This window comes from Nonomuraea sp. NPDC004702, assembly GCF_053601695.1.
In genome coordinates, this window is the sequence record NZ_JBSGCE010000011.1 from 122,992 (window position 1) to 146,452 (window position 23,461).

At 72.5% G+C, this 23,461-nt stretch carries 27 protein-coding genes; 17 read left to right on the top strand and 10 right to left on the bottom strand.

The annotated features are described in order from the left end of the window. Positions 1–20: 20 nt before the first annotated feature. Together ACWEJ6_RS16690 and ACWEJ6_RS16695 are read right to left on the bottom strand one after the other, a co-directional pair. Positions 21–782, bottom strand: a complete 762-nt coding sequence (locus tag ACWEJ6_RS16690; protein WP_358294613.1) for an enoyl-CoA hydratase-related protein — start codon at positions 780–782, stop codon at positions 21–23. An 11-nt stretch (positions 783–793) separates the two neighbouring features. Further along, positions 794–1,591 (bottom strand): PaaX family transcriptional regulator, encoded by a 798-nt coding sequence (locus ACWEJ6_RS16695; protein ID WP_387677288.1) that lies wholly within the window; start codon positions 1,589–1,591, stop codon positions 794–796. Positions 1,592–1,750: 159 nt separating this feature from the next. Here ACWEJ6_RS16695 and ACWEJ6_RS16700 point away from each other — a divergent pair, with 159 nt between their 5' ends. Next, complete coding sequence (locus tag ACWEJ6_RS16700) at positions 1,751–1,918, top strand: DUF3117 domain-containing protein (RefSeq protein ID WP_020545024.1); 168 nt, start codon at positions 1,751–1,753, stop codon at positions 1,916–1,918. Between the two features lie 75 nt (positions 1,919–1,993). Further along, positions 1,994–3,409 carry a leucyl aminopeptidase gene (locus tag ACWEJ6_RS16705; protein ID WP_452424467.1) on the top strand — a complete coding sequence of 472 codons (1,416 nt, stop codon included), beginning with the start codon at positions 1,994–1,996 and terminating at the stop codon, positions 3,407–3,409. A gap of 15 nt (positions 3,410–3,424) precedes the next feature. Here the strand turns inward: ACWEJ6_RS16705 and ACWEJ6_RS16710 are convergent, their stop codons facing one another. Next, a complete protein-coding gene (locus ACWEJ6_RS16710) occupies positions 3,425–4,063 on the bottom strand; it encodes an O-methyltransferase (RefSeq protein ID WP_352325381.1) in 639 nt (212 codons plus the stop codon). A 161-nt stretch (positions 4,064–4,224) separates the two neighbouring features. Between ACWEJ6_RS16710 and sigE the strand changes: the two genes are divergently transcribed. From sigE to ACWEJ6_RS16730, 4 genes are all read left to right on the top strand, one after another. Further along, a complete protein-coding gene (gene sigE / locus ACWEJ6_RS16715) occupies positions 4,225–4,857 on the top strand; it encodes an RNA polymerase sigma factor SigE (RefSeq protein ID WP_352325382.1) in 633 nt (210 codons plus the stop codon). 1 nt (position 4,858) lies between these two features. After that, on the top strand, positions 4,859–5,383 hold the full coding sequence (locus ACWEJ6_RS16720; RefSeq protein WP_352325383.1) for an anti-sigma factor family protein: 525 nt from the start codon (positions 4,859–4,861) through the stop codon (positions 5,381–5,383). 156 nt (positions 5,384–5,539) lie between these two features. After that, positions 5,540–7,252 carry a trypsin-like peptidase domain-containing protein gene (locus ACWEJ6_RS16725; RefSeq protein WP_452424470.1) on the top strand — a complete coding sequence of 571 codons (1,713 nt, stop codon included), beginning with the start codon at positions 5,540–5,542 and terminating at the stop codon, positions 7,250–7,252. An 87-nt stretch (positions 7,253–7,339) separates the two neighbouring features. Next, positions 7,340–7,705: a sec-independent translocase gene (locus tag ACWEJ6_RS16730; protein ID WP_358294385.1), complete on the top strand. Its 366-nt coding sequence runs from the start codon at positions 7,340–7,342 to the stop codon at positions 7,703–7,705. A gap of 68 nt (positions 7,706–7,773) precedes the next feature. On the opposite strand, the gene ACWEJ6_RS16735 is transcribed toward ACWEJ6_RS16730, so the two are convergent. Further along, complete coding sequence (locus ACWEJ6_RS16735) at positions 7,774–8,913, bottom strand: Mrp/NBP35 family ATP-binding protein (RefSeq protein ID WP_358294384.1); 1,140 nt, start codon at positions 8,911–8,913, stop codon at positions 7,774–7,776. A 160-nt stretch (positions 8,914–9,073) separates the two neighbouring features. On the opposite strand from ACWEJ6_RS16735, the gene ACWEJ6_RS16740 reads away from it, so the two are divergent. Beyond that, positions 9,074–9,535: a MarR family winged helix-turn-helix transcriptional regulator gene (locus tag ACWEJ6_RS16740; protein WP_452424471.1), complete on the top strand. Its 462-nt coding sequence runs from the start codon at positions 9,074–9,076 to the stop codon at positions 9,533–9,535. Here ACWEJ6_RS16740 and ACWEJ6_RS16745 read toward each other — a convergent pair. Together ACWEJ6_RS16745 and ACWEJ6_RS16750 are read right to left on the bottom strand one after the other, a co-directional pair. After that, the gene (locus ACWEJ6_RS16745; RefSeq protein ID WP_387677298.1) at positions 9,519–9,986 is read right to left on the bottom strand and encodes a DUF1003 domain-containing protein; all 468 of its coding nucleotides are present in this window, start codon (positions 9,984–9,986) and stop codon (positions 9,519–9,521) included. The genes ACWEJ6_RS16740 and ACWEJ6_RS16745 overlap by 17 nt on opposite strands. Next, on the bottom strand, positions 9,976–11,184 hold the full coding sequence (locus ACWEJ6_RS16750) for a magnesium transporter MgtE N-terminal domain-containing protein (protein ID WP_387677300.1): 1,209 nt from the start codon (positions 11,182–11,184) through the stop codon (positions 9,976–9,978). Before ACWEJ6_RS16750 ends, ACWEJ6_RS16745 begins: the two co-directional genes overlap by 11 nt. A gap of 99 nt (positions 11,185–11,283) precedes the next feature. On the opposite strand from ACWEJ6_RS16750, the gene ACWEJ6_RS16755 reads away from it, so the two are divergent. After that, on the top strand, positions 11,284–12,234 hold the full coding sequence (locus ACWEJ6_RS16755) for an EamA family transporter (protein ID WP_452424474.1): 951 nt from the start codon (positions 11,284–11,286) through the stop codon (positions 12,232–12,234). 33 nt (positions 12,235–12,267) lie between these two features. Here ACWEJ6_RS16755 and ACWEJ6_RS16760 read toward each other — a convergent pair whose 3' ends face one another. Then, positions 12,268–12,636, bottom strand: coding sequence for a hypothetical protein (locus ACWEJ6_RS16760; RefSeq protein ID WP_387677305.1), 369 nt, complete (start codon positions 12,634–12,636; stop codon positions 12,268–12,270). A 51-nt stretch (positions 12,637–12,687) separates the two neighbouring features. Here ACWEJ6_RS16760 and ACWEJ6_RS16765 point away from each other — a divergent pair, with 51 nt between their 5' ends. The 6 genes from ACWEJ6_RS16765 to ACWEJ6_RS16790 are packed head-to-tail and all read left to right on the top strand — an operon-like array spanning position 12,688 to position 16,563. Next, positions 12,688–13,329 (top strand): hypothetical protein, encoded by a 642-nt coding sequence (locus ACWEJ6_RS16765; protein WP_452424476.1) that lies wholly within the window; start codon positions 12,688–12,690, stop codon positions 13,327–13,329. A gap of 55 nt (positions 13,330–13,384) precedes the next feature. Continuing rightward, the gene (locus tag ACWEJ6_RS16770) at positions 13,385–13,996 is read left to right on the top strand and encodes a molybdopterin-dependent oxidoreductase (protein WP_352319223.1); all 612 of its coding nucleotides are present in this window, start codon (positions 13,385–13,387) and stop codon (positions 13,994–13,996) included. Continuing rightward, entirely contained in the window at positions 13,966–14,691 is a 726-nt protein-coding gene (locus ACWEJ6_RS16775) for a ferredoxin reductase (RefSeq protein ID WP_452424478.1), read from the top strand. Before ACWEJ6_RS16770 ends, ACWEJ6_RS16775 begins: the two co-directional genes overlap by 31 nt. Before the next feature lie 10 nt (positions 14,692–14,701). Beyond that, positions 14,702–14,971 (top strand): DUF6510 family protein, encoded by a 270-nt coding sequence (locus tag ACWEJ6_RS16780; protein WP_352319227.1) that lies wholly within the window; start codon positions 14,702–14,704, stop codon positions 14,969–14,971. Positions 14,972–14,973: 2 nt separating this feature from the next. Further along, positions 14,974–15,570, top strand: a complete 597-nt coding sequence (locus tag ACWEJ6_RS16785; protein WP_387677314.1) for a sulfite oxidase-like oxidoreductase — start codon at positions 14,974–14,976, stop codon at positions 15,568–15,570. Between the two features lie 60 nt (positions 15,571–15,630). Continuing rightward, on the top strand, positions 15,631–16,563 hold the full coding sequence (locus ACWEJ6_RS16790; RefSeq protein WP_452424481.1) for an HpcH/HpaI aldolase/citrate lyase family protein: 933 nt from the start codon (positions 15,631–15,633) through the stop codon (positions 16,561–16,563). Here the strand turns inward: ACWEJ6_RS16790 and ACWEJ6_RS16795 are convergent. Beyond that, positions 16,553–17,110 (bottom strand): DUF6529 family protein, encoded by a 558-nt coding sequence (locus ACWEJ6_RS16795; RefSeq protein WP_452424483.1) that lies wholly within the window; start codon positions 17,108–17,110, stop codon positions 16,553–16,555. The two genes, ACWEJ6_RS16790 and ACWEJ6_RS16795, sit on opposite strands and share 11 nt — an antisense overlap. Next, positions 17,107–17,820 (bottom strand): hypothetical protein, encoded by a 714-nt coding sequence (locus tag ACWEJ6_RS16800; RefSeq protein ID WP_452424485.1) that lies wholly within the window; start codon positions 17,818–17,820, stop codon positions 17,107–17,109. Before ACWEJ6_RS16800 ends, ACWEJ6_RS16795 begins: the two co-directional genes overlap by 4 nt. Before the next feature lie 189 nt (positions 17,821–18,009). On the opposite strand from ACWEJ6_RS16800, the gene ACWEJ6_RS16805 reads away from it, so the two are divergent. Continuing rightward, the gene (locus ACWEJ6_RS16805; RefSeq protein ID WP_452424487.1) at positions 18,010–18,936 is read left to right on the top strand and encodes a CPBP family intramembrane glutamic endopeptidase; all 927 of its coding nucleotides are present in this window, start codon (positions 18,010–18,012) and stop codon (positions 18,934–18,936) included. Between the two features lie 527 nt (positions 18,937–19,463). After that, positions 19,464–22,358: a hypothetical protein gene (locus ACWEJ6_RS16810; RefSeq protein WP_452424489.1), complete on the top strand. Its 2,895-nt coding sequence runs from the start codon at positions 19,464–19,466 to the stop codon at positions 22,356–22,358. Here the strand turns inward: ACWEJ6_RS16810 and ACWEJ6_RS16815 are convergent. Continuing rightward, the gene (locus tag ACWEJ6_RS16815) at positions 22,342–22,743 is read right to left on the bottom strand and encodes an NUDIX hydrolase (protein ID WP_397218483.1); all 402 of its coding nucleotides are present in this window, start codon (positions 22,741–22,743) and stop codon (positions 22,342–22,344) included. The genes ACWEJ6_RS16810 and ACWEJ6_RS16815 overlap by 17 nt on opposite strands. 74 nt (positions 22,744–22,817) lie before the next feature. On the opposite strand from ACWEJ6_RS16815, the gene ACWEJ6_RS16820 reads away from it, so the two are divergent. Beyond that, entirely contained in the window at positions 22,818–23,444 is a 627-nt protein-coding gene (locus tag ACWEJ6_RS16820; RefSeq protein WP_452424491.1) for a DUF6758 family protein, read from the top strand. Positions 23,445–23,461 lie beyond the last annotated feature (17 nt).

The following is a 23,461-nucleotide window of genomic DNA, read 5'->3' on the forward strand; positions in this document are numbered from 1 at the left end:
CGCCCCTGAGCGCCGGCCGATCAGCGGCCTCTGAACACCGGCCGCTCCTTGGCCAGGAACGCGCGGGTGGCGTCCTGGTGGTCGTCGGTGGCCACGCACGCGTCCTGCAGGTCGGCCTCCAGCGCGAGCGAGTCGGCCAGCGAGTGCGTGGCGGAGTGGGCCAGCGCGCGCTTGGTGGCGGCGTAGGCCGTGGTCGGCCCGGCGGCCAGGCGTACGGCCAGTTCATGAGCGGTCTTCGGCAGGTCGTCGGCGGGCACCACGCGCGTGACCAGCCCGAGGTCGAGCGCGGCGGAGGCGTCGAGCGGCTCGCCGAGCAGCAGCAGCTCGGTCGCGCGGCCCCGGCCGACCAGGCGCTGCAACGTCCAGGACGCGCCGGAGTCGGGGGCCAGCCCGATGCCCGCGAACGCCAGCGCGAACTTGGCCTTGTCGGAGGCGACGCGCAGGTCGCAGGCGAAGGCCAGGGCCGCGCCCGCGCCCGCGGCGACGCCGTTGACCGCCGCCACGACCGGCTTGGGCATGGTGGCGATCAGCTCGACGATCGGGTTGTAGTGCTCGCGCACGGTGTCGGCCAGGCCGCGGCCCGCGGCCAGGTTGGCGGCGTGCTCGCGCAGGTCCTGGCCCGCGCAGAAGGCCCGGCCGGAGCCGGTGAGCAGCACCGCCCTGACCTCGGGGTCGGCCGCCGCCCTGCCGACCGCCGCCAGCAGCGCGGCCTTGACCTCGGCCGTGAGCGAGTTCATCGACTCCGGCCGGTCGAGGGTGACGGTGGCGACGGCGTCGGCCATGTCGTAACGGATCACATGAGCTCCCTGTCGACGAACGCGGCGGCTGCGGGCAGCAGCCTGGTGGCCTCCTGCTCGAAGAACGTGCGGGCCTTCTCGCCCGGCCAGCCCGCGGGCAGCAGCTCGGCCGGCAGCCCGGGGTCGCGGAACAGGAAGTTGCGCCAACCGTGCACCAGTCTGCTCCTGGTGGCGAACACCCGGTCGGGCGGGGCGTCCTCGGGCAGGGTGCTGATCAGCGTGACAGCTTCGGCGTGCCAGTGCTCGTACGCCTCGCCGATGGCCGCCAGGTCCCAGGCCCGCGCCACCAGCTCGCGCGGGTCGCCCTCCAGCGCCGCGTCGAACCGGTCGGCCCGCACGCCCTCGCCGTCCAGCAGGTTGTCCAGCTCGATGGAGGAGCGCGGCCCGATCCACGTCGTCTCCGACAGGCAGGCGTAGCCGAGGAAGGTCAGGTCGGCCCTGATCCGCTCCCGGCGCTGGCGCTCCCTGACCGGCTCGATGACGATCACGTGCCAGCGGCCGTGCCAGGCGAGTGTCCCTGATCGGTAAATTCTCAGCGCTGCCTCATCCAGGCGCCTGACACACTTCGGCGTGAGCCCGTAGCCGGCTCCCTGGGGCAGCCGCAGCGGGCGCAACCAGCCCTGCCGGACCATCCGCGAGACCGCCGTGCGGACGGCCGGAGCGGCGATTTCCAGGGGGTTCATGAGCCGTACGAGCGCGGCCACGGTCGCCTGCCCACCGCGCGAACGCAGGTGGTCTCCGTACAGGTCGAAGAGAGCGGCGCGAGCGTGCACGAAGTCCAGTTTGGACGCCATCGCCTGGCTCGACAACGCATTCTGGGAGGAGATCGTTACCCATGAGGGCTCTCGATGCGGGAGAATAGGACATCACAGAAGACGTGAATGCGCCGACCACCCCCTCGGGCGGTCGGAAATCGCGGGCCGCGGGAGCCCAAGGCAGGAAGGGATGCACGCATGGCGGCGATGAAGCCGCGGACCGGCGATGGTCCGCTCGAGGTCACCAAGGAAGGGCGCGGCATAGTCATGCGGGTCCCTCTCGAAGGTGGCGGCCGGCTCGTCGTGGAGATCTCCGCCGACGAGGCAAAGGCGCTCGGCGAGGCGTTGAAGAACGTCGTCGGCTGAGCGCTCCCGAGACAACCTGATCCTCCGACCCTGGCGTAAGTCCGGCGCCAGGGTCGCTGACGTTTGGAGGGTTCCGTGCCCATCGAGACCACCGTCTCCGCGGTCGCCGGGGTTCCTGAGGGCGCCGAGCTGCTGGCCGTGCCCTACGCCGCCGACCTGCGTCCCGTTGTCGAGCCGTACGTCGAGCTGCACCTTCCGGTCGCCGACCTGCTGGCCCACTACGAGGCCAAGGGCGAGGCGGGCGAGATCGTCGAGGTCCCGGTGGCGCGGGCGGGCGGAATCGGGCGCGTGCTCCTGTACGGAGTCGGCGACGGCTCGCCGCGGGCGTTGCGCAGGGCCGGCGCGGCGCTGGCGCGCAAGGTCAAGGGCCGCGACACGCTGACCGTGGTGCCGCCCGAGGGCGACGTGGCGGCGATGGCCGAGGCCGCGCTGCTGGCCGGGTACACCTTCAAGATCGGCAAAGAGGGCCGGAAGGGCGTGCGGGCGATCGAGTTCGCCGGCGCCGACGCGGAGCCGGTGCGCCGGGCCGAGATCGTGGCGGAGGCCGTCGCGCTGGCCCGCGACCTGGCCAACATGCCCTCCTCGGTCAAGCATCCCGCCTGGCTCGCCGAGCGCGCCGCCGAGCAGGGCCTGCCGGTGCGGGTGTGGGACGAGGAGCAGCTCCAGGCCGAGGGGTTCGGCGGCATCCTGGCCGTCGGGCGCGGCTCGGTCCGGCCGCCCCGGCTGATCCAGCTCTCCTACGTCCCCGAGCAGCCGGCCGAGCGGCACGTCGTGCTGGTGGGCAAGGGCATCACGTTCGACTCGGGCGGCCTGTCGCTCAAGCCGACCGAGAACATGAAGACCCAGAAGACCGACATGGCGGGCGGCGCGGTGGTGATCGCCGTGCTGGCCGCGCTGGCCCGGCTGGGCGCCCCCGTACGCGTGACGGGCCTGATCGCCGCCGCCGAGAACATGCCGTCCGGCACCGCCCAGCGTCCCAGCGACGTCATCAGGCACTACGGCGGCCGCACGGTCGAGGTGCTGAACACCGACGCCGAGGGCCGGCTGGTGCTGGCCGACGCGCTGGCCTACGCCGACGCCGAGCTCGACCCCGACGCGGTCGTGGACATCGCCACCCTCACCGGGGCCATCTCCGTGGCGCTCGGCCGCAACGTCGGCGCCGTCTACGCCTCCGACGAAGACCTGGCCGCCCAGCTGCTGGCCGCCGGTCAGGCCAGCGACGACCGGCTCTGGCGCATGCCGCTGATCGACGACTACGCCCCGGCCCTGGAGTCGTCGATCGCCGACCTGGCCAACGTCGAGAGCGGCTCGCGCTACGGCGCCGGGTCCATCACGGCGGCGCTGTTCCTGCGGGAGTTCGCGGGCAAGCGCCCGTGGGCGCACCTCGACATCGCCGGGGTCGGCCGCAGCACGGTCGACGAGGGCACCCTGACCAAGGGCGCGACCGGGTTCGGCGTGCGCGTGCTGCTGGAGTGGCTGACCCGGGGCTGACCCGGGCGGCTCGGGCTAGTCGGCGATCTTCACGGCGGCCAGCAGGCCGTCGCCCAGGGGCATGAGCACCGACCGCAGCCGGTCGTCACCCTGCACCAGCTTGCCCAGCTCGCGCAGCGAGACCGTGTCGGGGTCGCGCTGCGTGGGGTCGGCCACCCGGTCGTGCCACAGGGCGTTGTCGAAGGCCACCACGCCGCCGACGCGCAGCAGGCGCACCGCCTCGGCCAGGTAGTCGACGTACTCCTGCTTGGCGCCGTCGGCGAAGACCATGTCGTAGCCGCCGTCGGAGAGCCGGGGCAGCACGTCGAGCGCCCGGCCCGAGATCAGCCGCACCCGTCCGCCGGAGAAGCCCGCCTCCGCGAACGCCTGCCGGGCCAGCCGCTGGTGCTCGGGCTCGACGTCGACGCTGGTCAGCGTGCCGTCGCCGCGCATGCCGCGCAGCAGCCACAACCCCGAGACGCCGCAGCCGGTGCCGATCTCGACGACCGACTTGGCGTTGACGACGGTGGCGAGGAAGCAGAGCGCCGCCCCGCCCCCGGGAAGGATGGGCACCGCACCCATCTCCAGCCCGCGCTGACGCGCCGCGTGCAGGATCTCATCCTCGTGATGGAACTGCTCCGCATAGGCCAGAGTGGCCTCCACCGGACTGGTCATCGGCCTCCTCCCCCCACTTTCGTGCGATTGGTCACCGATCGCAGCCTAGGGGAGTCACGCCTGGACGGGAACTCAGGACGGTCCGAAGGCGTTGCAGGTTTAAACGGGCTTTGCCGGTCCGGAAGGCAGGCAGTGCGCACGAAGGGACGAAACCAGGCACTATGACGGTAGCGGTGGTCCCAGAGAGAGGAGTGCTGGTGGACGAAAGCGACCACCAGGCGGATACTCCCGTGTCGTCTGATTGGACGCCTCCCACATGGGAGGAAGTGGTGCGGACTCACTCCGCACGCGTGTACCGGCTGGCGTACCGGCTTACCGGCAATGTCCACGATGCCGAAGACCTCACGCAGGAGGTCTTCGTCAGGGTCTTCAGGTCGCTGTCGAGCTACACCCCCGGCACGTTCGAGGGCTGGCTGCACCGGATCACGACGAACCTGTTCCTCGACATGGCGCGGCGCAAGCAGCGCATCCGGTTCGAGGGGCTGGCCGACGACGCCGCCGAGCGGCTGCGCGGCCGTGAGCCGTCGCCGGCGCAGGCGTTCGACGACGCCCACCTGGAGCCCGATATCCAAGCCGCCCTCGACGCGCTCGCCCCCGAGTTCCGGGCCGCGATCGTGCTGTGTGACATCGAGGGCCTGTCCTACGAGGAGATCGCGGCCACGCTCGGCGTCAAGCTGGGTACGGTCCGAAGCCGTATTCACCGTGGCCGGGCGCAGTTGCGGGAGGCGCTCGACCATCGGGCCCCCCGTACTACCCAACTCCCCCCGACCGTGATCAGTGGGGAGGAAGTCTGATATGGCTCATCTAGGAGAACGCGTTTCGGCGCTCGTCGACGGAGAGCTGAACCACACCGAGCGCGATCGCGCGCTCGCCCACCTGACCTTCTGTGCTGACTGCCGGCGGGAGGTCGAGTCGATGCGGGCGCTGAAGTCGCGCCTGCGCTCGCTCGACGGCCCGGCGATGCCGGCCGATCTGACCATGTCGCTGCTGCGCATGGCGGAGCCGGGCGGGCCGCTGCCGCCGAGGGAGCGCCCTTTTCCTACCCGTACGTTCGGGGGGGTGCCCATTCCTGGGCCCCACAGCATCGCGCCCCTGGACAACCGCCCGCGCCGGGACGCCACCGCTGGGGCCTCGGGCCCTGGGCGGGGCGGTAGGCGACGCGGGGCCTACGTCGCGGTGGGCGTGGTGTCCGCCGCCGTCGCACTCGGCACCTTCTTCGCGGTCTCGGGCACCGGGCCCCAGACCTCGCCGCCGCCGGTCGAGCTCTGGCGGGTCCAGCACTCACCGGCCACCAGCGCGCCGCCCACCGCCACGCCTTGAACCGGGGGCTCGCCTGGGATACTCGGGTGGCGTAGTCGACGATGCCAGGGGCATACGATCTGGGTTCGGGATTTGTCGCAAACAAAGCCTTTTATGACCCTCGTATGCCGCCAGAGCAAAGATTGCGGTGGCCGAGCAAGGAGTGGTGAGACGTAGATGACCGACGAGACGCGCCCGGGCGAAGGACGCACGACGTCGGACTTCCCCGAGCCACAGGGGCGGCCGGAGTTCCTGCCCGCCGACGAGCCGGGCGAGCAGGCGGACCGCCGGTCCGACCCGCCCGCCTCGTTCGGCGCGTCCTGGGGCGACCCGTCGGGCCGCCCCGACACCCCGGGCGTGTCACCGTACGAGCCGCCGGGCCGTTCCGACGGTCCGGCGTCGGCCTACGAGCCGCCGAGTCGTTCGGAGAGCCCGGCGTCGGCCTACGAGCCGCCGGGCCGTTCCGATGCTGTGCCGCCGCAGGACGGGGGCACGCGGGCGTACGAGGGCCCGTCGTTCGAGAGCCCCGCCGGGCCGCGAGGGTTCGAGAGCCCGTTCGAGAGCCCTGGCGGCACGCGGGCCTACGACACCCCGTCCTTCGGGCCGGCGGAGACCGGGCCGCGGCCGATGCAGCCGCCGCCCTTCATGGGCGCGTACGGCGGCAACCACCCGCCGCCGCCGCGGCAGGCCCTGGGCATGGGCCCGGGGTGGGCGCCGCCGCCCCAGGGCGGGCCCGGCGCGGGCGCGCTGCCCAGGCGCGGGCTCAACGCCGGCGCGCTGATCGCGATCGCCGTGGCCATCGCGCTGGTGGCCTCCGTGCTCGGCAGCCTCGGCACGTACCTGCTGACCAGGTCGGGCAGCAGCGGCACCGACCCGTCCTACAGCCTCGGCCCGGCCCCGACGGGCGCGACCAACAGGGCGCCCGACTCCGTGGCCGGCGTGGCCGCGCGGGTCCTGCCCAGCGTGGTCTCGCTGGAGGTCGGCAACGGCACCAACACCGAGGGCGCCTCCGGCTCCGGATTCCTGATCAAGAACGGCTACGTGGTGACCAACAACCACGTGGTCGCCATGGCCGCCAAGGGCGGCGAGATCAAGATCATGTTCAACAACCGCAAGACCACCGCGGGCCGCATCGTCGGCCGCGACCCGGGCTCCGACCTGGCCGTGGTCAAGCCCGAGGAGACCTTCGGCACGCCGGAGATCACCCTCGGCAACTCCGACCAGGTCGTGGTGGGCGACCCGGTGATCGCCATCGGCTCGCCGCTCGGCCTCAGCGGCACGGTCACCACGGGCATCGTCAGCTCGCTCAACCGTCCGGTCATCGCCGGCGACGAGACGGGCGCCGCCACCGAGGAGCCCGCCTACATCAGCGCCATCCAGACCGACGCCGCCATCAACCCCGGCAACTCCGGCGGCCCGCTGGTCAACGGCCGGGGCGAGGTGGTCGGGGTGAACTCGGCCATCGCCACCCTCAGCCGTTCGGTGAACAGCCAGAGCGGCAGCATCGGCCTGGGCTTCGCGATCCCGGTGAACCAGACGCGGCGGGTGGCCGAGGAGCTGATCACCACGGGCAAGGCCAAGCGTCCCAAGATCGGCATCGTGCTGGACAAGGACTACAAGGGCCAGGGCGTGCGCATCGCCTCCGAGCCCGCCGAGGGCCGCCAGCCGGTCGACGCCAACGGCCCCGCCGACAAGGCCGGGCTGAAGGCGGGCGACGTCATCCTGGAGGTCGACGGGCTGGCGCTGCAGGACGGCAACGAGCTGATCGCCCTGATCCGCAGCAAGGCGCCGGGCGCCAAGATCACCATCAAGTACCAGCGCGCCGGAGCGGAACGCACCGCCACCCTCACCGTCGTCGCCGACGATCAGCCGGCTCCCACCCCGTCCTGAGTGATATGACCCATGGGGGACGGTTCAGCCACGGGCTGGAGCCTTTAGTCTGTGGAGAGGATTGTGGACTGCGGGTAGGAGCGTACGGTGTTCGGACTCGGGTGGATGGAGGTCGGAGCGCTGATCGTCATCGCGCTCCTGGTCTTCGGTCCTGACAAGTTGCCGCAGGCCGCCTCGCAGGCGGGCAAGACACTGCGCAACCTGCGGCGCATGGCCAACAACGCGCGCGACGACCTGCGGGCGGGCCTCGGGCCGGAGTTCCAGAACTTCGACCCCGCCGACCTCAACCCGAAGAACTTCGTCCGCAAGCACCTCCTCGACGAGCTGGAGGACGACTGGAACGGCCGCCCCAAGGATCTGGAGCCGGCCGCCGTCGCGTCCTACGACGCCGCTGAGCCGCCGTCGGAGCTCGCCTATGGCGAGCTGCCCCCCTACGACTCCGAGGCCACCTGACGCACCCTGCAGACGCGCGACGGGCCCGCCCAGCTTCCGCTGGGCGGGCCCGTCTTCGCGTGAGCGGGTCAGGAACGGTTGGGCGCGAGGCCGAGCTGCATGCCCTTGATGCTGGAGGAGCGCTTGCTCAGACCGGCGGCGATCTTCCGCAGCTCCGCGGCCGCGGGCGAGTCGGGGTCGGTCAGCACCAGCGGCTTGCCCTCGTCGCCGCCCTCGCGCAGGCGCAGGTCGATCGGCACCTGGCCGAGCAGCGGGACGCGGGCGCCCAGCGTGCGGGTCAGGGCGTCGGCGACGGTCTGGCCGCCGCCCTCGCCGAAGACGGCCACGCGCTCGTCGCAGTGGGGGCAGGGCAGCCAGGACATGTTCTCGATGACGCCGGCGATCTGCTGGTGGGTCTGGGCGGCGATCGAGCCGGCCCGCTCGGCCACCTCGGCGGCGGCCTGCTGGGGCGTGGTCACGACCAGGATCTCCGCCGACGGGAGCCGCTGCGCCACCGAGATGGCGATGTCGCCGGTGCCCGGCGGCAGGTCGAGCAGCAGGACGTCGAGGTCGCCCCAGTAGACGTCGGCCAGGAACTGGTGGAGCGCCCGGTCGAGCATCGGGCCGCGCCACACGACCGGCGTGTTGCCCTCGGGCTTGAACATGCCGACGGAGATGACCTTGATGTCGTGCGCCGACGGCGGCATGATCATGTCCTCGACCTTGGTGGGACGCTCGGCGGCGCCCAGCATGCGAGGAATGCTGTGACCGTAGATGTCGGCGTCGACGATGCCGACCTTGAGGCCGTTGGACGCCATCGCGGCCGCCAGGTTGACGGTGACCGACGACTTGCCCACGCCGCCCTTGCCGCTCGCGACGGCGAAGACGCGGGTGAGCGAGCCGGGCTGGTTGAAGGGGATCTCCTTCTCCGGGCCCCGGTCGCCCCGCAGCTTGGTCTGCAGGGTCTTGCGCTGCTCGGCGCTCATGACGTCGAGCTCGATCTGGACGTCCGTCACGCCGCCGACCTTGCCGACCGCCGTCTTCACGTCGCGGGTGATGGTGTCCTTCATCGGACAGCCTGACACGGTGAGGTAGACGCCCACCCGGACCGCGCCGTCGGGGGCGATCTCGATGTTCTTGACCATGTCGAGGTCCGTGATCGGGCGACGGATCTCGGGGTCGATGACGGTGGCGAGGGCGGCCGTCACCTGTTCCTGGGTTGGTGCCATCGAAGTCTCGGCACGAGGGAGTGCCGTCCCTCCTTAGTCGGTCTATGTGTGACAGGCGCTGAAAGCCAGTGAGAAATGCCCCTCCATGGTATGAACCAGGGGCGCCGCTCAGTTAATCCGCGCTGTTAGGTGTCTGTGCAACAACGTCTAAGGTTACTGCGTGACTCTGCTGCGCGACGAGGGGCTCACCGCCGAGGAACTGGCGGTCTGGCGGATGTTGCAGCGGGCCCAGGTGCGCATCGCCCGCCGCCTGGAGGCCGAGCTGCTGGTGGCCCACGACCTGCCGCTGGCCTCGTACGAGGTGCTGGCGCAGCTCGCCGAGGCGCCGGGGCGGCGGCTGCGCATGAACGACCTGGCCGACCGCGTGCTGCTCTCGCGCAGCGGGCTGACCAGGCTGATCGACCGGTTGCAGCGCCACGGGCTGGTCGGGCGGGAGGCGTGCTCCGACGACGCCCGCGGGCTGTTCGCGGTGCTGACCGAGCCGGGCGCCGCGCGGCTGGCCGAGGCCACGCCGACCTACCTGCGCGGGGTCAAGAACCAGTTCCTCGACCTGCTGGGCGCGGGCGACCTCGGCGAGGTGCGGACGCTGCTGGCCAGGCTCGACGTCACTGACGTTTGTTGAGCTCCTCCAGCAGCCGGCCGAGCTCGGCGCGCAGGTAGTCGCGGGTGGCGACCTCGTTGAGCGCCAGGCGCAGGCCGGCGATCTCGCGGGTGAGGTACTCGATCTCGGCCTGGTTGCGGTCGGCGGCCTCGCGGTCCTGCTCGTACTGGATGCGGTCGCGGTCGTCCTGGCGGTTCTGGGCGAGCAGGATGAGCGGCGCGGCGTAGCTGGCCTGGAGCGACAACATCAGCGTGAGGAAGATGAACGGATACGGGTCCCACTTGAGCGCCGGGGGAGCGGCGATGTTCCAGATCACCCAGATCGCCACGAACACCGTCATGTAGACGATGAAGCGGGCCGTGCCGAGGAAGCGGGCGATGCGCTCCGAGAGGCGGCCGAACGCCTCGGGGTCGTAGTGCGGGCGCAGCGATCGGCGCAGCGCCCGCGGCTGGTCGAGCCGGTCAGTGGTCACGGTGGTCCCCCTCGCGCCAGTCGTCGGGAAGCAGGTGGTCGAGGACGTCGTCGACGGTCACCGCGCCGACCAGCCTGCCCAGCTCGTCCACGACCGGGGCGGCGACCAGGTTGTAGTTGGCCAGGAAGGCGTGGACCTGGCGCAGGGTGAAGTCGGGCCTGATCGGGTCGAGCGAGGGGTCGAGCACGCGGCCGAGCAGCGTCGAGGGCGGCTCGCGCAGCAGCCGCTGGAAGTGCGAGACCCCCAGGTACGTGCCGGTCGGCGTCTCGGTGGGCGGCCTGGTCACGTAGACCTGGGCGGCGACGGCGGGCGGCAGGTCCTGCTGGCGGATGTGGGCCAGCGCCTCGGCCACCGTCGCGTTGGGCGGCAGGACGACCGGCTCGCTGGTCATCACGCCGCCCGCGGTGTCGTCGGCGTAGGTCAGCAGCCGCCGCACCGGGGCCGCCTCGCCGGGCTCCATGAGCGCCAGCAGCCTGGCCGCCTGGTCCTCGGGCAGGTCGTGCAGCAGGTCGGCGGCGTCGTCGGGGCTCATCTCCTCCAGGACGTCGGCGGCCCGTTCGGGTTCGAGGGTGCCGAGGATGCCGATCTGGTCGTCGGGCGGCAGCTCCTCCAGCACGTCGGCCAGGCGGTCGTCGGCGAGCTCGCGGGCGATCTCGATGCGCCGCTTGCTGGGCAGCTCGTGCAGGGCGCTGGCCATGTCGGCGGCGCGCAGCGACTCGAACGCGGCGATCAGCCCGGCCGCGCCCTGGTCCTTCTGCAGGGTGTCGAAGCCGGACACCTCGGTCCAGTCGACCGTCCTGGGCTCGCGCCGGCGGCCCTTGAAGAGCGCGACCTTGGTGATCTCCCACCGGGACGGCAGGGTCTCCTCCATGGCGACGTCGTAGACGGTCATGGGCTCGTCGCCGACGCGCACGGACAGGTCGAGCACCTCGCCGATGACCAGGGTCTCCGAGGCGCGCTGCTCGAACCTGCGCATGTTCAGCCGCCCGGTGAAGACGACCGCGCCCGCCTCGATGCGGCGCACGCGGGTGATCGGGAGGAACACCCGGCGGCGCGGCTGCACCTCGACGACCATGCCGTGCACCTGGGGGTTGCCGGTGATGCGCAGGCCCACGACCACGTCGCGGACCCGGCCGATCTGATCGCCCGTGGGGTCGAAGACGGGGGTCCCCGCCAGCCGGGCCACGAAGATCTTCACGTGGGCCAGGCTAACAGTGAGACGCCGTTGCGCCCCGGTTGCCTGGCATGTCAGTATCAAACGCATTTAACGCTGATTACTGGGCACTAGGGGTACACCATGAGGCTGGCGGGGCTCGCACTGGCATTCGTGTCGTCGTGTTGTTTCGCGTTCTCCGGGCCGATGGCCAAGTACCTCATCACCGCCGGGCTGGCGCCGGTCGAGGCCGTCTGGACCCGGATGGCAGGCGCCGGGCTGCTGCTGGTCGCGGTGCTGGCGGTGGTCAAGCCGCGGGCCCTGCGCATCCCGCGGGCCCGGCTGCCGTTCCTCGGGCTCTACACCGTGATGGCCGTCGCGGGCGTGCAGTCGCTCTACTTCGTCGCCATCACCCGGCTGCCGGTGGGGATCGCGCTGCTGCTGGAGTTCATGGCGCCGGTGATGGTGGTGGCCTGGGTCAGGCTCGTCCGCAAGGTACGCCTGGCCGGGGCCGCGTACGTCGGCGCGGTGATCGCGTTCGTCGGCCTGGCGATCGTCGTCGAGGCGTGGCAGGGCATGCGCCTGGACGCGGTCGGCCTGCTCCTCGGCCTGCTGGCCGGGGCGTGCTGCGCCGGGTACTTCCTGATGGGCGACAGCATGGGCCCCGACATCGACCTGCTCGGCCTGGTCGCCTGGGGCATGGTCGGCTCGGCCGTCGTGCTCGTCCCCTTCGCGCAGCCCTGGGACATCCCCTGGGAGGCCTTCACGGTCTCCGTCGCTCCGCAGGGCGGCACGACGCTGCCGGTGCTGGGGGCGTACCTGTGGCTGGTGCTGGTGGCGACCGCGCTGGCGTACATCCTCAGCATGAACATGGTGCGGCGGCTGTCGGCGGCGGTGGGGGCGACGGTCGCCTCGCTGGAGGTCATCGGCGGCGCGGTGGTCGCGTGGGCGCTGGTCGGCGAGACGCTGGGGGTGTTCCAGATCGTCGGCGGGCTGATCGTGCTCGGCGGCGCGCTGCTCGCCCAGACCGCCACCTCGGGCGGCGGACCGGCCCCCGCCCCGGACCGGCCGGCCGAGATCACCGCCCAGGTGTGAGCCCGGCCGCCGCGGGCCGGGCGCGGCCGAAGGTCAGCGGTCCGGAGTGAGGCGCAGGACGGTCGAGTCGCGGGCCCAGCGCTCGGTCAGGTGCTCGCTGTCGGGGGCGTTGAGCCGCTCCTTGGCCAGCACCGCCACGGCGTCGGCCGCCGCGGCCTGGTCGACGACCGAGACCGCCGCGTCGAACTCCACCAGCCGCGCGCCGTTGTCCTTGCTGCGCAGCGTCACGCGCACCCGGTCGAGCGCGCCGAGCCCCGGCAGGTCCTGCTCGCCGCCGCCGGTCACGAGGTAGATGGCGCCGTCGTGCCAGGCGTGCCAGGCCAGGCGCGGGCGGTCGAGGGCGAGCCAGAGGATGCCGGACTTCTTGGCGCCCTCCTCGATGGCCGCGATGTCGTCGCTCACGATCAGACTGTAACCCCCGAACCGCTCGGGGCCCGCGCGCGTTTCACCGGTATGCGGTCGTTCATCCTCGTGCTCCTCCTCGTCGCGGGCTGCGGCGCCGCCGGTCCGGAACCGCCGTCCGGGTGCGCGGCCTCCGCCCGTACGGGCCCGCTGGACACGCGCGTCCTGCGGCAGACCGTGTACGACTACCCGGCGTCCCCGACGCCCGAGGCGCTCGCCGGGAAGGTGGAGACCGTCGTCACCGGCCAGGTGACGGGCTGGGTCGCCGGGCCCGTGGTCGAGGAGGGCATCCCGGGGGACCGCACCCATTACGTCCTCATGCGCACCCAGGTCGGCGAGCGGCTCAAGGGCGCCGCCGCGGACGTCGCGGACGTCGCCTTCTACCAAGGGGCGGCGATGGACGACGCGGGCACGCCGGTCCACAGCGTGGCCGACTTCGCCCGCGCGGCGCCCCCGGGCACCCGGGTGCTGCTGTTCATGAACCGCGCCAGAGCGACCGGCAAGGTCGTCGAGGGACGTGCGGTCGCCTGGTCGACGCCCCCGCAGGGCGTGATCCTGCACGAGGTGACCGACGACCCCGGCGGCCGGGCCGTCGGCGGCAGGGACGAGATCTTCTCCTCGACCGGCTGGAACCAGCCGTGCGGCATCGACGGCCTGATCGCCCGCCTGCGCGCCCACGGATTCACCGGCTGAACACTTTGCCCTTTTCTGGTGTCCTCCGGGTGCTCTGTCGGGGAGAACCGCATTCATGGGGATCGTCTCTCGCGGCTTCGCCGGAAAACACTTCCGGCGGCCGCGGCCGGAGCTGGCCGGGCGGGTGCCGCCGGGGCAGTACCTGGCCGAGGGCTTCCCGGTGCTCACCGCGGGGGCGACGCAGCACATCCGGACCGAGCGGTGGTCGTTCACCGTCAGAGGCGGTGCGGGCGAGCCCACCTGGACGTGGACGGACCTGCTGTCGCTGCCCGCCGAGCAGATCACCGTGGACATCCACTGCGTCACCCACTGGAGCAAGCTCGACACCACCTGGACCGGCGTGTCCCTCGACCGGCTGCTGACCGGCGCCGACCGGGCGGCCGGGTACGCCCTGGCCGTCAGCTACGGCGGCTACGCCACCAACCTGCCGGTCGAGGAGATCGTGGACGGCAAGGCGTGGCTGGTCTACGCCTACGAGGGCGCGCCGATCCCGCCCGAGCACGGCGGCCCGGTGCGGATGCTGGTGCCCGCCCACTACCTGTGGAAGAGCGCCAAGTGGATCCACGAGCTGTGGCTCATGGACGAGGACCGCCCAGGCTTCTGGGAGCGGTCCGGCTATCACAACTTCGGGGACCCATGGCGGGAACAGCGGTACTACGACGACTGACCTGGCAGCCGGCCACGATCGCCGAGGTCGTCCCGGAGACCGACCAGACGCGCACGTTGCTGCTCGACGTGCCCGGCTGGCCGGGACACCGCGCCGGTCAGCACGTGGACGTGCGGCTGACGGCCGACGACGGCTACCAGGCGACCCGGGCGTACTCGCTGGCCGGCGCGCCCGGCGAGCGGCCCTCGATCACCGTGGTCAGGGTGGCGGGGGGCGAGGTGTCGCCGTACCTGGTGGAGGTGGCCGAGGCCGGCGACCAGGTGGAGGTGCGCGGCCCGATCGGCGGCTACTTCGTGTGGGAGCCCATGCCGGAGCGGCGGCCGCTGCTGCTGGTCGCGGGCGGGTCCGGCGTGGTGCCGCTGCGCTCGATGCTGCGCCACCGCGCCCGGCTGGGCGACGGCACCCCGGTACGGCTGGTCTACTCCGTGCGCGACCCCGGCCAGGTGATCTACCGCGACGAGCTGGAGTCCGCCGGCGCCGAGGTGAGCTTCGTCTACACCCGCTCGGCCCCCACCGACTGGCCCGAGCCCGTCGGCCGGGTGGACCGCTCGCAACTGGTCCGGCTGGCCTGGCCGCCCGCCCACGAGCCGCTGGCCTACGTCTGCGGCCCGACCGCGTTCGTCGAGCACGTCGCCGCCATCCTCACCGCCCTGGGCTACCCGCCCACCGACATCCGCACCGAGCGGTACGGCTAGGAGAGACACCATGCAACAACCCGTGGACGGCAACGCCGCGGCAGGCCCGCTGGCCCAGTTCTTCGGCCGGGACATGACGGCCGCCCAGGGCGTCTGCGCGCAGTGCGGCATGAACGGCCCGCTGGGGGAGGCCACCGTGTACGGCCCCGCCCCCGGCACCGTGCTGCGCTGCCCGAACTGCGACAACGTGCTCATGACCCTCGTGGAGGCGCCGGGCCGGATGATGGCCGCGATGCCCGGCCTCGGCCTGCTGGAGACGCCCGTGCAGGGAGGTGGCTGACCGTGGCCGTCGTCTCGAAGGGCTTCAAGGGACGCGGCGGGCACGACGATCGCCTGCCGCCCGGCCAGTACCTCACGCCCGGCTTCCCCGTCCTGTCCGCGGGCCCGACGCCCCAGGTGGACACCGCCGGCTGGACGTTCACCCTGGTCACCGAGGCCGGCCGGGAACGCGTCTGGACCTGGGACGAGCTGCTCGACCTGCCCCAGAGCGCCCCGCACACCGACCTCCACTGCGTCACCGGCTGGTCGAAGTTCGACACCGACTGGCAGGGCGTGTCGATCGACGTCCTGCTCGACGACGTGGACACGCGGGCGGAGTTCGCGGAGGTGTACTGCCACGGCGGCTACACGACCAACCTGCCGCTCGCCGACCTGCGCGGCGGCAGGGCGTGGATCGTCCACACCTTCGACGGCGACCCGCTGCCCGCCGAGCACGGCGGCCCGGCCCGGCTGCTGGTCCCGCACCTGTACCTCTGGAAGTCCGCCAAATGGGTCAAGGGCCTGCGCCTGCTCGACCGCGACCGGCCCGGCTTCTGGGAACGGGCCGGGTACCACAACTACGGCGACCCCTGGCGCGAGCAGCGCTACTGGAACAGCTGATCGTGCCCATAGACGGGGGACGCCTGCCGCGGGCCGCCCCGCAGCCGTTAGCGTTGGCGCATGCGCTCACGTCGTTCCGTGCTCTCCGTGCCGGGCAGCAACCCCCGCTTCCTGGAGAAGGCCCAGACCCTGCCCGCCGACGAGGTCTTCCTCGACCTTGAGGACTCCGTCGCGCCGCTGGCCAAGGACGAGGCCCGCAAGAACGTCGTGACCGCGCTGCGCGAGGGCGACTGGACCGGCAGGACCCGCGCGGTCAGGGTCAACGACCTGACCACGATGTGGACGTACCGGGACGTGATCGAGGTCGTGGAGGGCGCCGGGGAGTTCCTCGACTGCCTGATCCTGCCCAAGGTCCAGGACCCGACCGAGGTCGTCTGGCTCGACACCCTGCTGACCCAGATCGAGCGGTCGATGGGCTACGAGGTGGGCCGCATCGGCATCGAGGCCCAGATCGAGAACGCCCGCGGCCTGGTCAACGTCGACGCCATCGCCGGGTCGTCCAGGAGGCTGGAGGCCCTGGTGTTCGGGCCGGCCGACTTCATGGCCTCGATCAACATGCGCACCCTCGTGGTCGGCGAGCAGCCGCCCGGCTACGAGGAGGGCGACGCCTACCACTACATCCTCATGCGCCTGCTGATGGCCGCCAGGATGCACGACCTCCAGGTGATCGACGGCCCCTACCTCCAGATCAAGGACGTCGAGGGCTACCGCCGGATCGCCCGCCGGGCCGCCGCGCTCGGGTTCGACGGCAAGTGGGTGCTGCACCCCCTGCAGGTGGAGGTGGCCAACGAGGTGTTCTCGCCGAGCCAGGACGACTACGACCACGCCGAGCTGATCCTGGAGGCGTACGAGCACTACACCACCGTGGAGCGGCGCGGCGCGGTCATGCTGGGCGACGAGATGATCGACGAGGCGTCCCGCAAGATGGCGCTCGTCGTGGCCGCCAAGGGCAGGGCGGCCGGTCTGGCGAGGACGAAGTCGTTCACACCTTGACGCCCACCGCGGTGAAGAACCACAACGACGAGGTCAGCCAGAGCCCGACCAGCGCCGTGAACGCCAGCCCGCCGAGCAGCGGCAACGTCCAGCCCGGCGCGTCGCGCTTGGGCAGCGCCAGCATCTTCGCCGTGAACACGCCGTAGAAGAAGCAGCCGAGCAGCGAGTGGGCCAGCACGCGCGGCACGTCGAACTGCAGGCCCAGGGCGTACAGGCAGTGGAAGGCGACGGGGATCGTGAGGAGGAAGGCCAGCCGCCCCGACCAGCGGTGGACGCCGTCCGGCAGCTCGATCCCCAGCCTTCCCCACATCGACAGCGCCGAGACCACCTGGACGATCGCCAGCGCGAACGCCCCGGTCGTCAGCCACGCCTTCATCGGCAGCGCGCCGGAGAACCCGGCCGGGCCGATCGCGAACCCCGTGGGCGTGTGCGCCCGGCCGTACACGCCGAGCCCCAGCGCCACCAGGCCGCCGGCCAGCAGCGGGATCAGGAGCACGGCGGCCGTGCGGTGCGAGGGCCGGTGCGAGGGCCGGTGAACGGCGGTCATTGCATCTCCTCGATGAAGCCGTCCACGTCCTGCGGCAGGACGGTGGCGCCGGCGACGGTCACGGGGGTGGTGGGCCGCCCGGCGTCCAGCCGGGGGATCTCCACCTGGTCCTGGCCCAGGAACGCGGCGCCGACCTGGTCGTAGCCGCCGCCGGGGCGCGGGACGCGGATCCAGCCCGCTCGCAGCTTCGCGCCTCTGACCTGCGCGGTCGCCCGGTACAACCCGGACGGCCGGACCACGGCGGGCGCGGTGAACGTCCACTTCCCGCCACCGACGGACAGGCTGCCCCTGGCGCGCCCGCCGCCGAGCGTGGCGGTCAGCCGGGCGGTGCCCGGGCCCTTCAGCACGGCCTTCCCACCGGCCTCGCCGCCCTTGAACCAGGCTTCCGACCTGCCGTCGCAGAAGTAGCCGACGGCCTTGCCGTCGCGGACGGAGATCGCTATCAGGCCGCCGTTGCCCTTGACGTACCCGCCGTAGTCGGCCTTGGGGATCTTCGCGGCCTCGGTGGGCGCGGGCGACGCCGACGATGACACGGACGGCGACACGGACGGCGATGGCGCGGCGGCGGCCTCGGTGGGGGATCCCGCCGCGGCCGTGTCGGTGGTGGGCGCGGTGTCGGCCGCCGGTGCCGCGGTGACGCTGGCGACGCCCAGCCCCGCGGCCAGGACCGCGCCCGCCGCCAGGGTGATGAATGGTCCCAGCCTTGACATGGACTGCTCCCAAAGTCGGAAGGGCGAAATGCCGTACGACTCCGAGCATCCGCCCAAAGGGGCGGGTCGTCTGTGAACTAATGCTCACCCGGCAGACAGAATGTATGGATGCAGGAGAACCCTGGACCGAATCCGCCATATGGCAGTCAGCCGCCTGGGCCGCCCGTCTATCCTTATGGGCCGCCGCCCGTGCCGCAGTCGCGGTCCTGGTTCCTGCCGACGCCGCAGGGGGCGCGTTACGACCATCTCGCGCGCACCCCGGCGAACGAGCCGTGGCGGGCCGTCGTCGGCACGATCCTCGTGGGCGTCGGGTTCTTCGTCGTCGGCACCGGCGTGCTGCTCGTGGGCAAGGCCGCCGAGCTGATCCTCGGCCTGCCCGCGCCGACCGACCCCGGGCAGATCTTCGGCGATCCGGTGTTCGGGCTGGTGATGGTGCTGCTGTCGATCGCGGCCGTGCTGCCGCTCGTCTTCGGCACCGCCGCGCTCGTCCAGCGCCGCAGGCCCGGCACGCTGTCGTCGGTCGCCGGACGGCTGCGCTGGTCCTGGTTGCTGCGCTGCCTCGGCCTGGCCGTGCTGGCGCTGGTGCTGGGCCAGATCGCGCAGGTCATGGCCCTGTCCTTGTCGGGGGAGGGGTACTCCGACCTGTTCGGCTGGGTCGGCTGGGGGCGGTTCCTGCCCGCCCTCGTGGTGATCGTGCTGCTGGTGCCGTTCCAGGCGGCGACCGAGGAGTACATCTTCCGCGGCTGGTTCGTCCAGGCGGTCGGCGTGCACGTGCGCAATCCGGTATGGGCGATCCTCATCGGGTCCCTGCTGTTCGCGTCGCTGCACGGTTACTCGTGGGTGGGGCTGCTCGACGTGTTCGCCTTCGGCGCGGTGATGGGCTGGCTGGCCGTGCGGACCGGGGGGCTGGAGGCGCCGATCGCGTTGCACGTGATGAACAACATGCTGGCCTTCGGGCTCAGCGCGGCCTCGGGCAGCCTGGAGGACGCGCTGGACCAGGGCAAGACGCCCATCCCGTGGCAGGCGTTGTCGGGAACGGTGGTGCAGCTCGCGGTGTATGCGATTGGTGTGTTCTATATATCCAAAAAGCGGGCAATTAGTGCTATTTCTGGATAAATCAGGCGGGAGGTTCCGGAAATCTCGCTAGAGAGGTCTCGCCAATCCGGCTCAGGCATGCTGGTCTGGTTCCTGTGGGACAGGCGAGGGCGTCACGGAGGTGATCGTTTTGGTGGGACGGGGTAGAAAATAGGCGCATAAGGTGGGACGGGATTTGTGGAACGGTCCGTAAAGAAACGGCCCGTTCGCTCACCGTTTCCCCGCGCAACCCGGTTGACCAGGTCCGATTCGACGGGTTCCACCTGTACGACGAGTTCGACTAGGAGGTGCGGCGCGTGGCCTCCGGCCCCAGCGATCCGCCACGGCGACCGCCGGACGACGACGACCCGCGTCCTGAGGACGCCGCGGAACCCCCCTCTCCCGAGGAGCCCGGAACCTCTCCCGGGCAGCCCAGGGCCTCCTCCAGGCAGGCCGGGGCCTCTTCCGAGCAGGCCGGGGCCTCTTCCGGGGAGCCCAGGATCCGCCACTCCCCGCCCGGGCCCACCGACGACCGGGCCCGGGGCTTACCCTTGACCTCCCCTTGGGGCATGCCGCCGTTCGCGTCCCCGATCCCGGAGGAATCGCCGCAGGAGCCGCCCAAGGGGCGCAGACCGTACAGCTCGCCGACGGCCGAGCCCGAGGTCGAGCCGCGCCGCCGCCCCCGGCGCATCGTCAACCGCCCGGACAAGCTCGTCGCCGGCGGCCCGCCCCGCCAGGAACCCCCCGCCGCGCCCCCACCCCCTGCGCCCCCGTCCGCGCCCCCGGCTCCGCCCGCCGACGGCCCCCAGGAGGGCACGGCCCCCGCGGGCCCCTACCGCGAGCCGCCCTACCACCTGCCGCTCCCCGCCGACGAGGCCCCCGCCACACAGCCCCCGCCCTCGCAGCCGGAGACCCCCGGACCGCACGACTCCGGATCCCGGGCCCATGGACCGCACGACCCCGAGCCCGGCGCCCCCGAGTCCGGCGATCCGGAGTCCCGCGTCCCGGAGTCCGGCGATCCCGAGGGCCGGGAAGCCGAGCTCGCGGCGGCCGGTGAGGAGGACACCGAGGTGAGGCGGGTGGGCCGGCCGCCTGGCGGGCGTCCCACGAGACCGGACCTGCTGGTCGCCACCGGCCCGCCGCGCCCCGCCGGGGCCGGCGGCAGGCACCACAGAGGCCCGGCCCCGGCCGCCGTACGCAGGTCCAGCCCCGTGCACCGGGGCAGCAGGGCCGCCCCCATAGCCCTCACCATGGCCCTGGCGCTCCTGGTGGCCGCAGGGGTGCTCGTATGGCGCTGGAGCGACACCGACGCCGCCGGGCTGCGCCTGGAGGCCGGCACCGGCCGTTCGGGGGACGACCTCTTCACCGTCCCGGCCGCCGGCGTCGGCACCAACCAGAAGCTCAACGACATCGTCTCCGTCGGCCGCGCGGTGGTCGCGGTGGGCAGCGACACCACCAGCCCGACCCCGCGCCCGCTCTTCCTGTTCTCGCCCGACGCCGGCAAGCACTGGCAGCTCGGCCAGGTGAGCGGCGCCTCCACGCCCATCGTCCAGCGCGTGGTCGGCGGCGACGGCCGCTGGCTGGCCAGCGGCGGCGACGGCCCGTCCGGCGAGCGCGGCCTGTGGACCAGCGTCGACGGCTTCAGCTGGACGACGGTCAACGCGACCGGCATGGCCGCCTTCCGCCCCGGCGACCAGATCTACGACATCGCCAGGACGGCCTCCGGCTTCGTCGCCGTCGGCGCCACGCCGGGGGACGGCGGCCCCGGCCCGGCGGCCTGGCGCTCGTCCGACGGCCGGGCCTGGGAGCGCGTGGAGACCAGAGGGCTGGACGTCCAGGAGATCAGGGCGGTCGTCGCCCAGGGCGACACGGTCGTGGCCGTCGGCCGCCCGTCCGACGGAAGCGGCTCGCGGGTGCTGCGCTCGTCCGACGGCGGACGCGGCTGGCAGGCGACCGGCTTCCAGCTGCCCGAGGCCGAGCCGCGCACGGGCACGGTGGCCGTGCTGCCCAAACGGTTCGTCCTGGTGCCGACCAGGCAGCGTACGGTCGACGGCGGCGTGCGCGTCTACTGCTCGCCCACCGGCGCCCAGTGGTCGCAGTGCGGCTCCATCGGTGGTCTGAGCGGCGAGAGCCCCGGGGTGGAGTCGCTGGTCTCCTACCGGTCCGGCGTGGCCGCGATCAGCCAGGCCACCTTGGGCAAGTACTCGGTCCTGACCAGCGCCGACGGCCGCGGCTGGACCAAACGGGCCGACCTCGGCGACCTGGCGGGCGCCACGCTGCGCGGGTTCACGATCTCCGACGGCGGCACCCTGTTCGCCGGCGGCGACCAGGCCGCCTCCGACGTCGACAACCAGCTCGTGCTGATGACCGCGCCGCCGCGCGGCGCCGCCTCCCGCGTCCAGCTCGGCCAGGTCGAGGGCCTGACCAGGGTCTCGCGCGAGACCACCCGCCTGGCGGCCGCCGGCGGCCGGTACGTCGCGGTCGGCGCCGCCTCCGGCGACGCCGGCCTGTGGACGATCAGCAACTGGCAGCGCTGGAAGTCGATGAGCCTCGGCGGCCCCGGCAGGCAGATCCTGGAGGACGTCGCCCACGGCGGGCGCGGCTGGCTGGCGGCCGGCAGCACCCAGACGAACCTGGCCGTCACCGACCCCCTGCTCGTCACCTCCGACGACGGCGAGAACTGGCGGCGCGTGCCGGTCTCCGGCGACCTGGCCCGCGACCGCGACCGGCCTTACCTGGACACCCACGCCGTCGCGGCGGGCAAGAAGGGGTACGTGCTGGCCGGCGAGTCCCACGACCAGGCGGGCTCGGTGGCCGCCGCCATGTGGTTCACGCCCGACCTGCGCAAGTACACCCGGTCCAGGAAGCTGCCCCAGGGCGGCTCGGGCGTACGCGTCCACGACGTGATCGCGACCCAGGGCGGCTACGTCGCGGTCGGCGGGTCGGGGACCGGCGACCGGGAGAACAGCGTGGTCTGGTTCTCCGACGACGGCGTGAACTGGAGCGCCCGCAAACGGGTCACCCCGCCGGACGCCACGTCGGCCGGGCTGCGGCAGGTCACGACGTACCACGACAAGCTCGTCGCGATCGGCACGGCCGTGACGGACGGCTCACGCCGCGCCTTCTCCGCCGTCTCCGACGACGACGGCGAGAGCTGGACGACGGCCTGGCTGCCCGCGGACCAGGCGGCGGCCGTGCACGACCTGGCCGCGGGCGACCAGGGCCTGGTGGCGGTCGGCTGGCACGGCGTCCCGGGCGAGGGCGACAGCGCGGCCTGGGTCTCCCAGGACGGCCTGTCGTGGAACCGCATGGCCCTGACCAGGGACCGGCTCTCCGGCCTCGGCATGCAGGCCCTGACGGCCGTGGCGATCAGCGGCACGGAGGTGGTGGCGCTCGGCAGGTCCACGACGTACGACACCGACCACCTGATCCTGTGGACCTCCAGCCTCACCGCCAGCCGGTGAGCACGCCCCACTCGGTCAGGCATTCGAGCAGCCCCTCGGTGAGCGGCAGGAGCGCCAGCTCACCGGGGCCGCACCAGCGCACGTCGGCGGCGTCGTCACCGGCCACGGGCACGCCGCCGGCGCAGGTCGCCAGGTAGTCGCGGATCACGTACGTGACGCCGTCCGGCCCGGGACGCTCCACCGTGCCGGCCAGGCGGCCCACCTCGACGCGCAGCCCGGTCTCCTCCATGACCTCGCGGCGCACGCCGGCCGCGTCGCTCTCGCCGGGCTCCAGCCGGCCGCCCGGGAGCGACCACAGGCCCTTGCCCGGCGGGCGGCCGCGCCGGATGAGAAGAAGCTGGTCAGAGGCGTCGAAAATGATCGCGCCGACACAATTTACGCGCACATGACCAAGATTACGACGGGATAACGGGTCCCGGTCTTGACGCGACCGGGCCGGAGGAAGCACCGTGGGTAGCTGTGAGAGCGGCTCCTACCTGCCCAAGGTGCTTCGGCCCGCTTCACGGGTCGAGCGCCCTGTCCGGTGCGTTCCATTGCGACACGCACGGCGACGTCCTGCCGTACCAGCCTCCGCGACCGCCCACGGGCGAATCGCTGGAGGCCATGCGGAAACGCTCGGTGGTGCCCGTGTGGCTGCCCTGGCCATTGCCGCCCGGCTGGACGGTGACCGGGTTCGGCGAGGTCGGCGACGACCGTACCGGCTCGCGGGCCAGCGTGGTCGCGCTGAGCGGGCCGTCGCCGATCGAAGGGCCGGCCGACCTGCTGGTGATCGCCGAGGAACCGGGCGTCGGGCTCGGCGCGACGTTCGCGGGGCTCGACGGTCCCGATCCCGGCGAGGGGTTCGACTCCGGGCCGCCCAACGCGAAGATCGAGGTGCTGGGTCATCCCACGGCGATGTGGTGCCTGGCCGGCATCGACGACCGCGCCGTCTACGCCGGTGAGGCGCTGGGCAACTGGTTGTGGACCATCGCCTGGCCCGCCGAGGCCGGCTGCATGATCGCGCTGGCCGAGCTGTCCCTCCAGGACGCCCGCGACCGCGAGTTCGAGGTGCCGTTCGGCGGGTTCTCGCCGCTGCTGGAAGACTGAGAGCCGGAAGTCGAGCG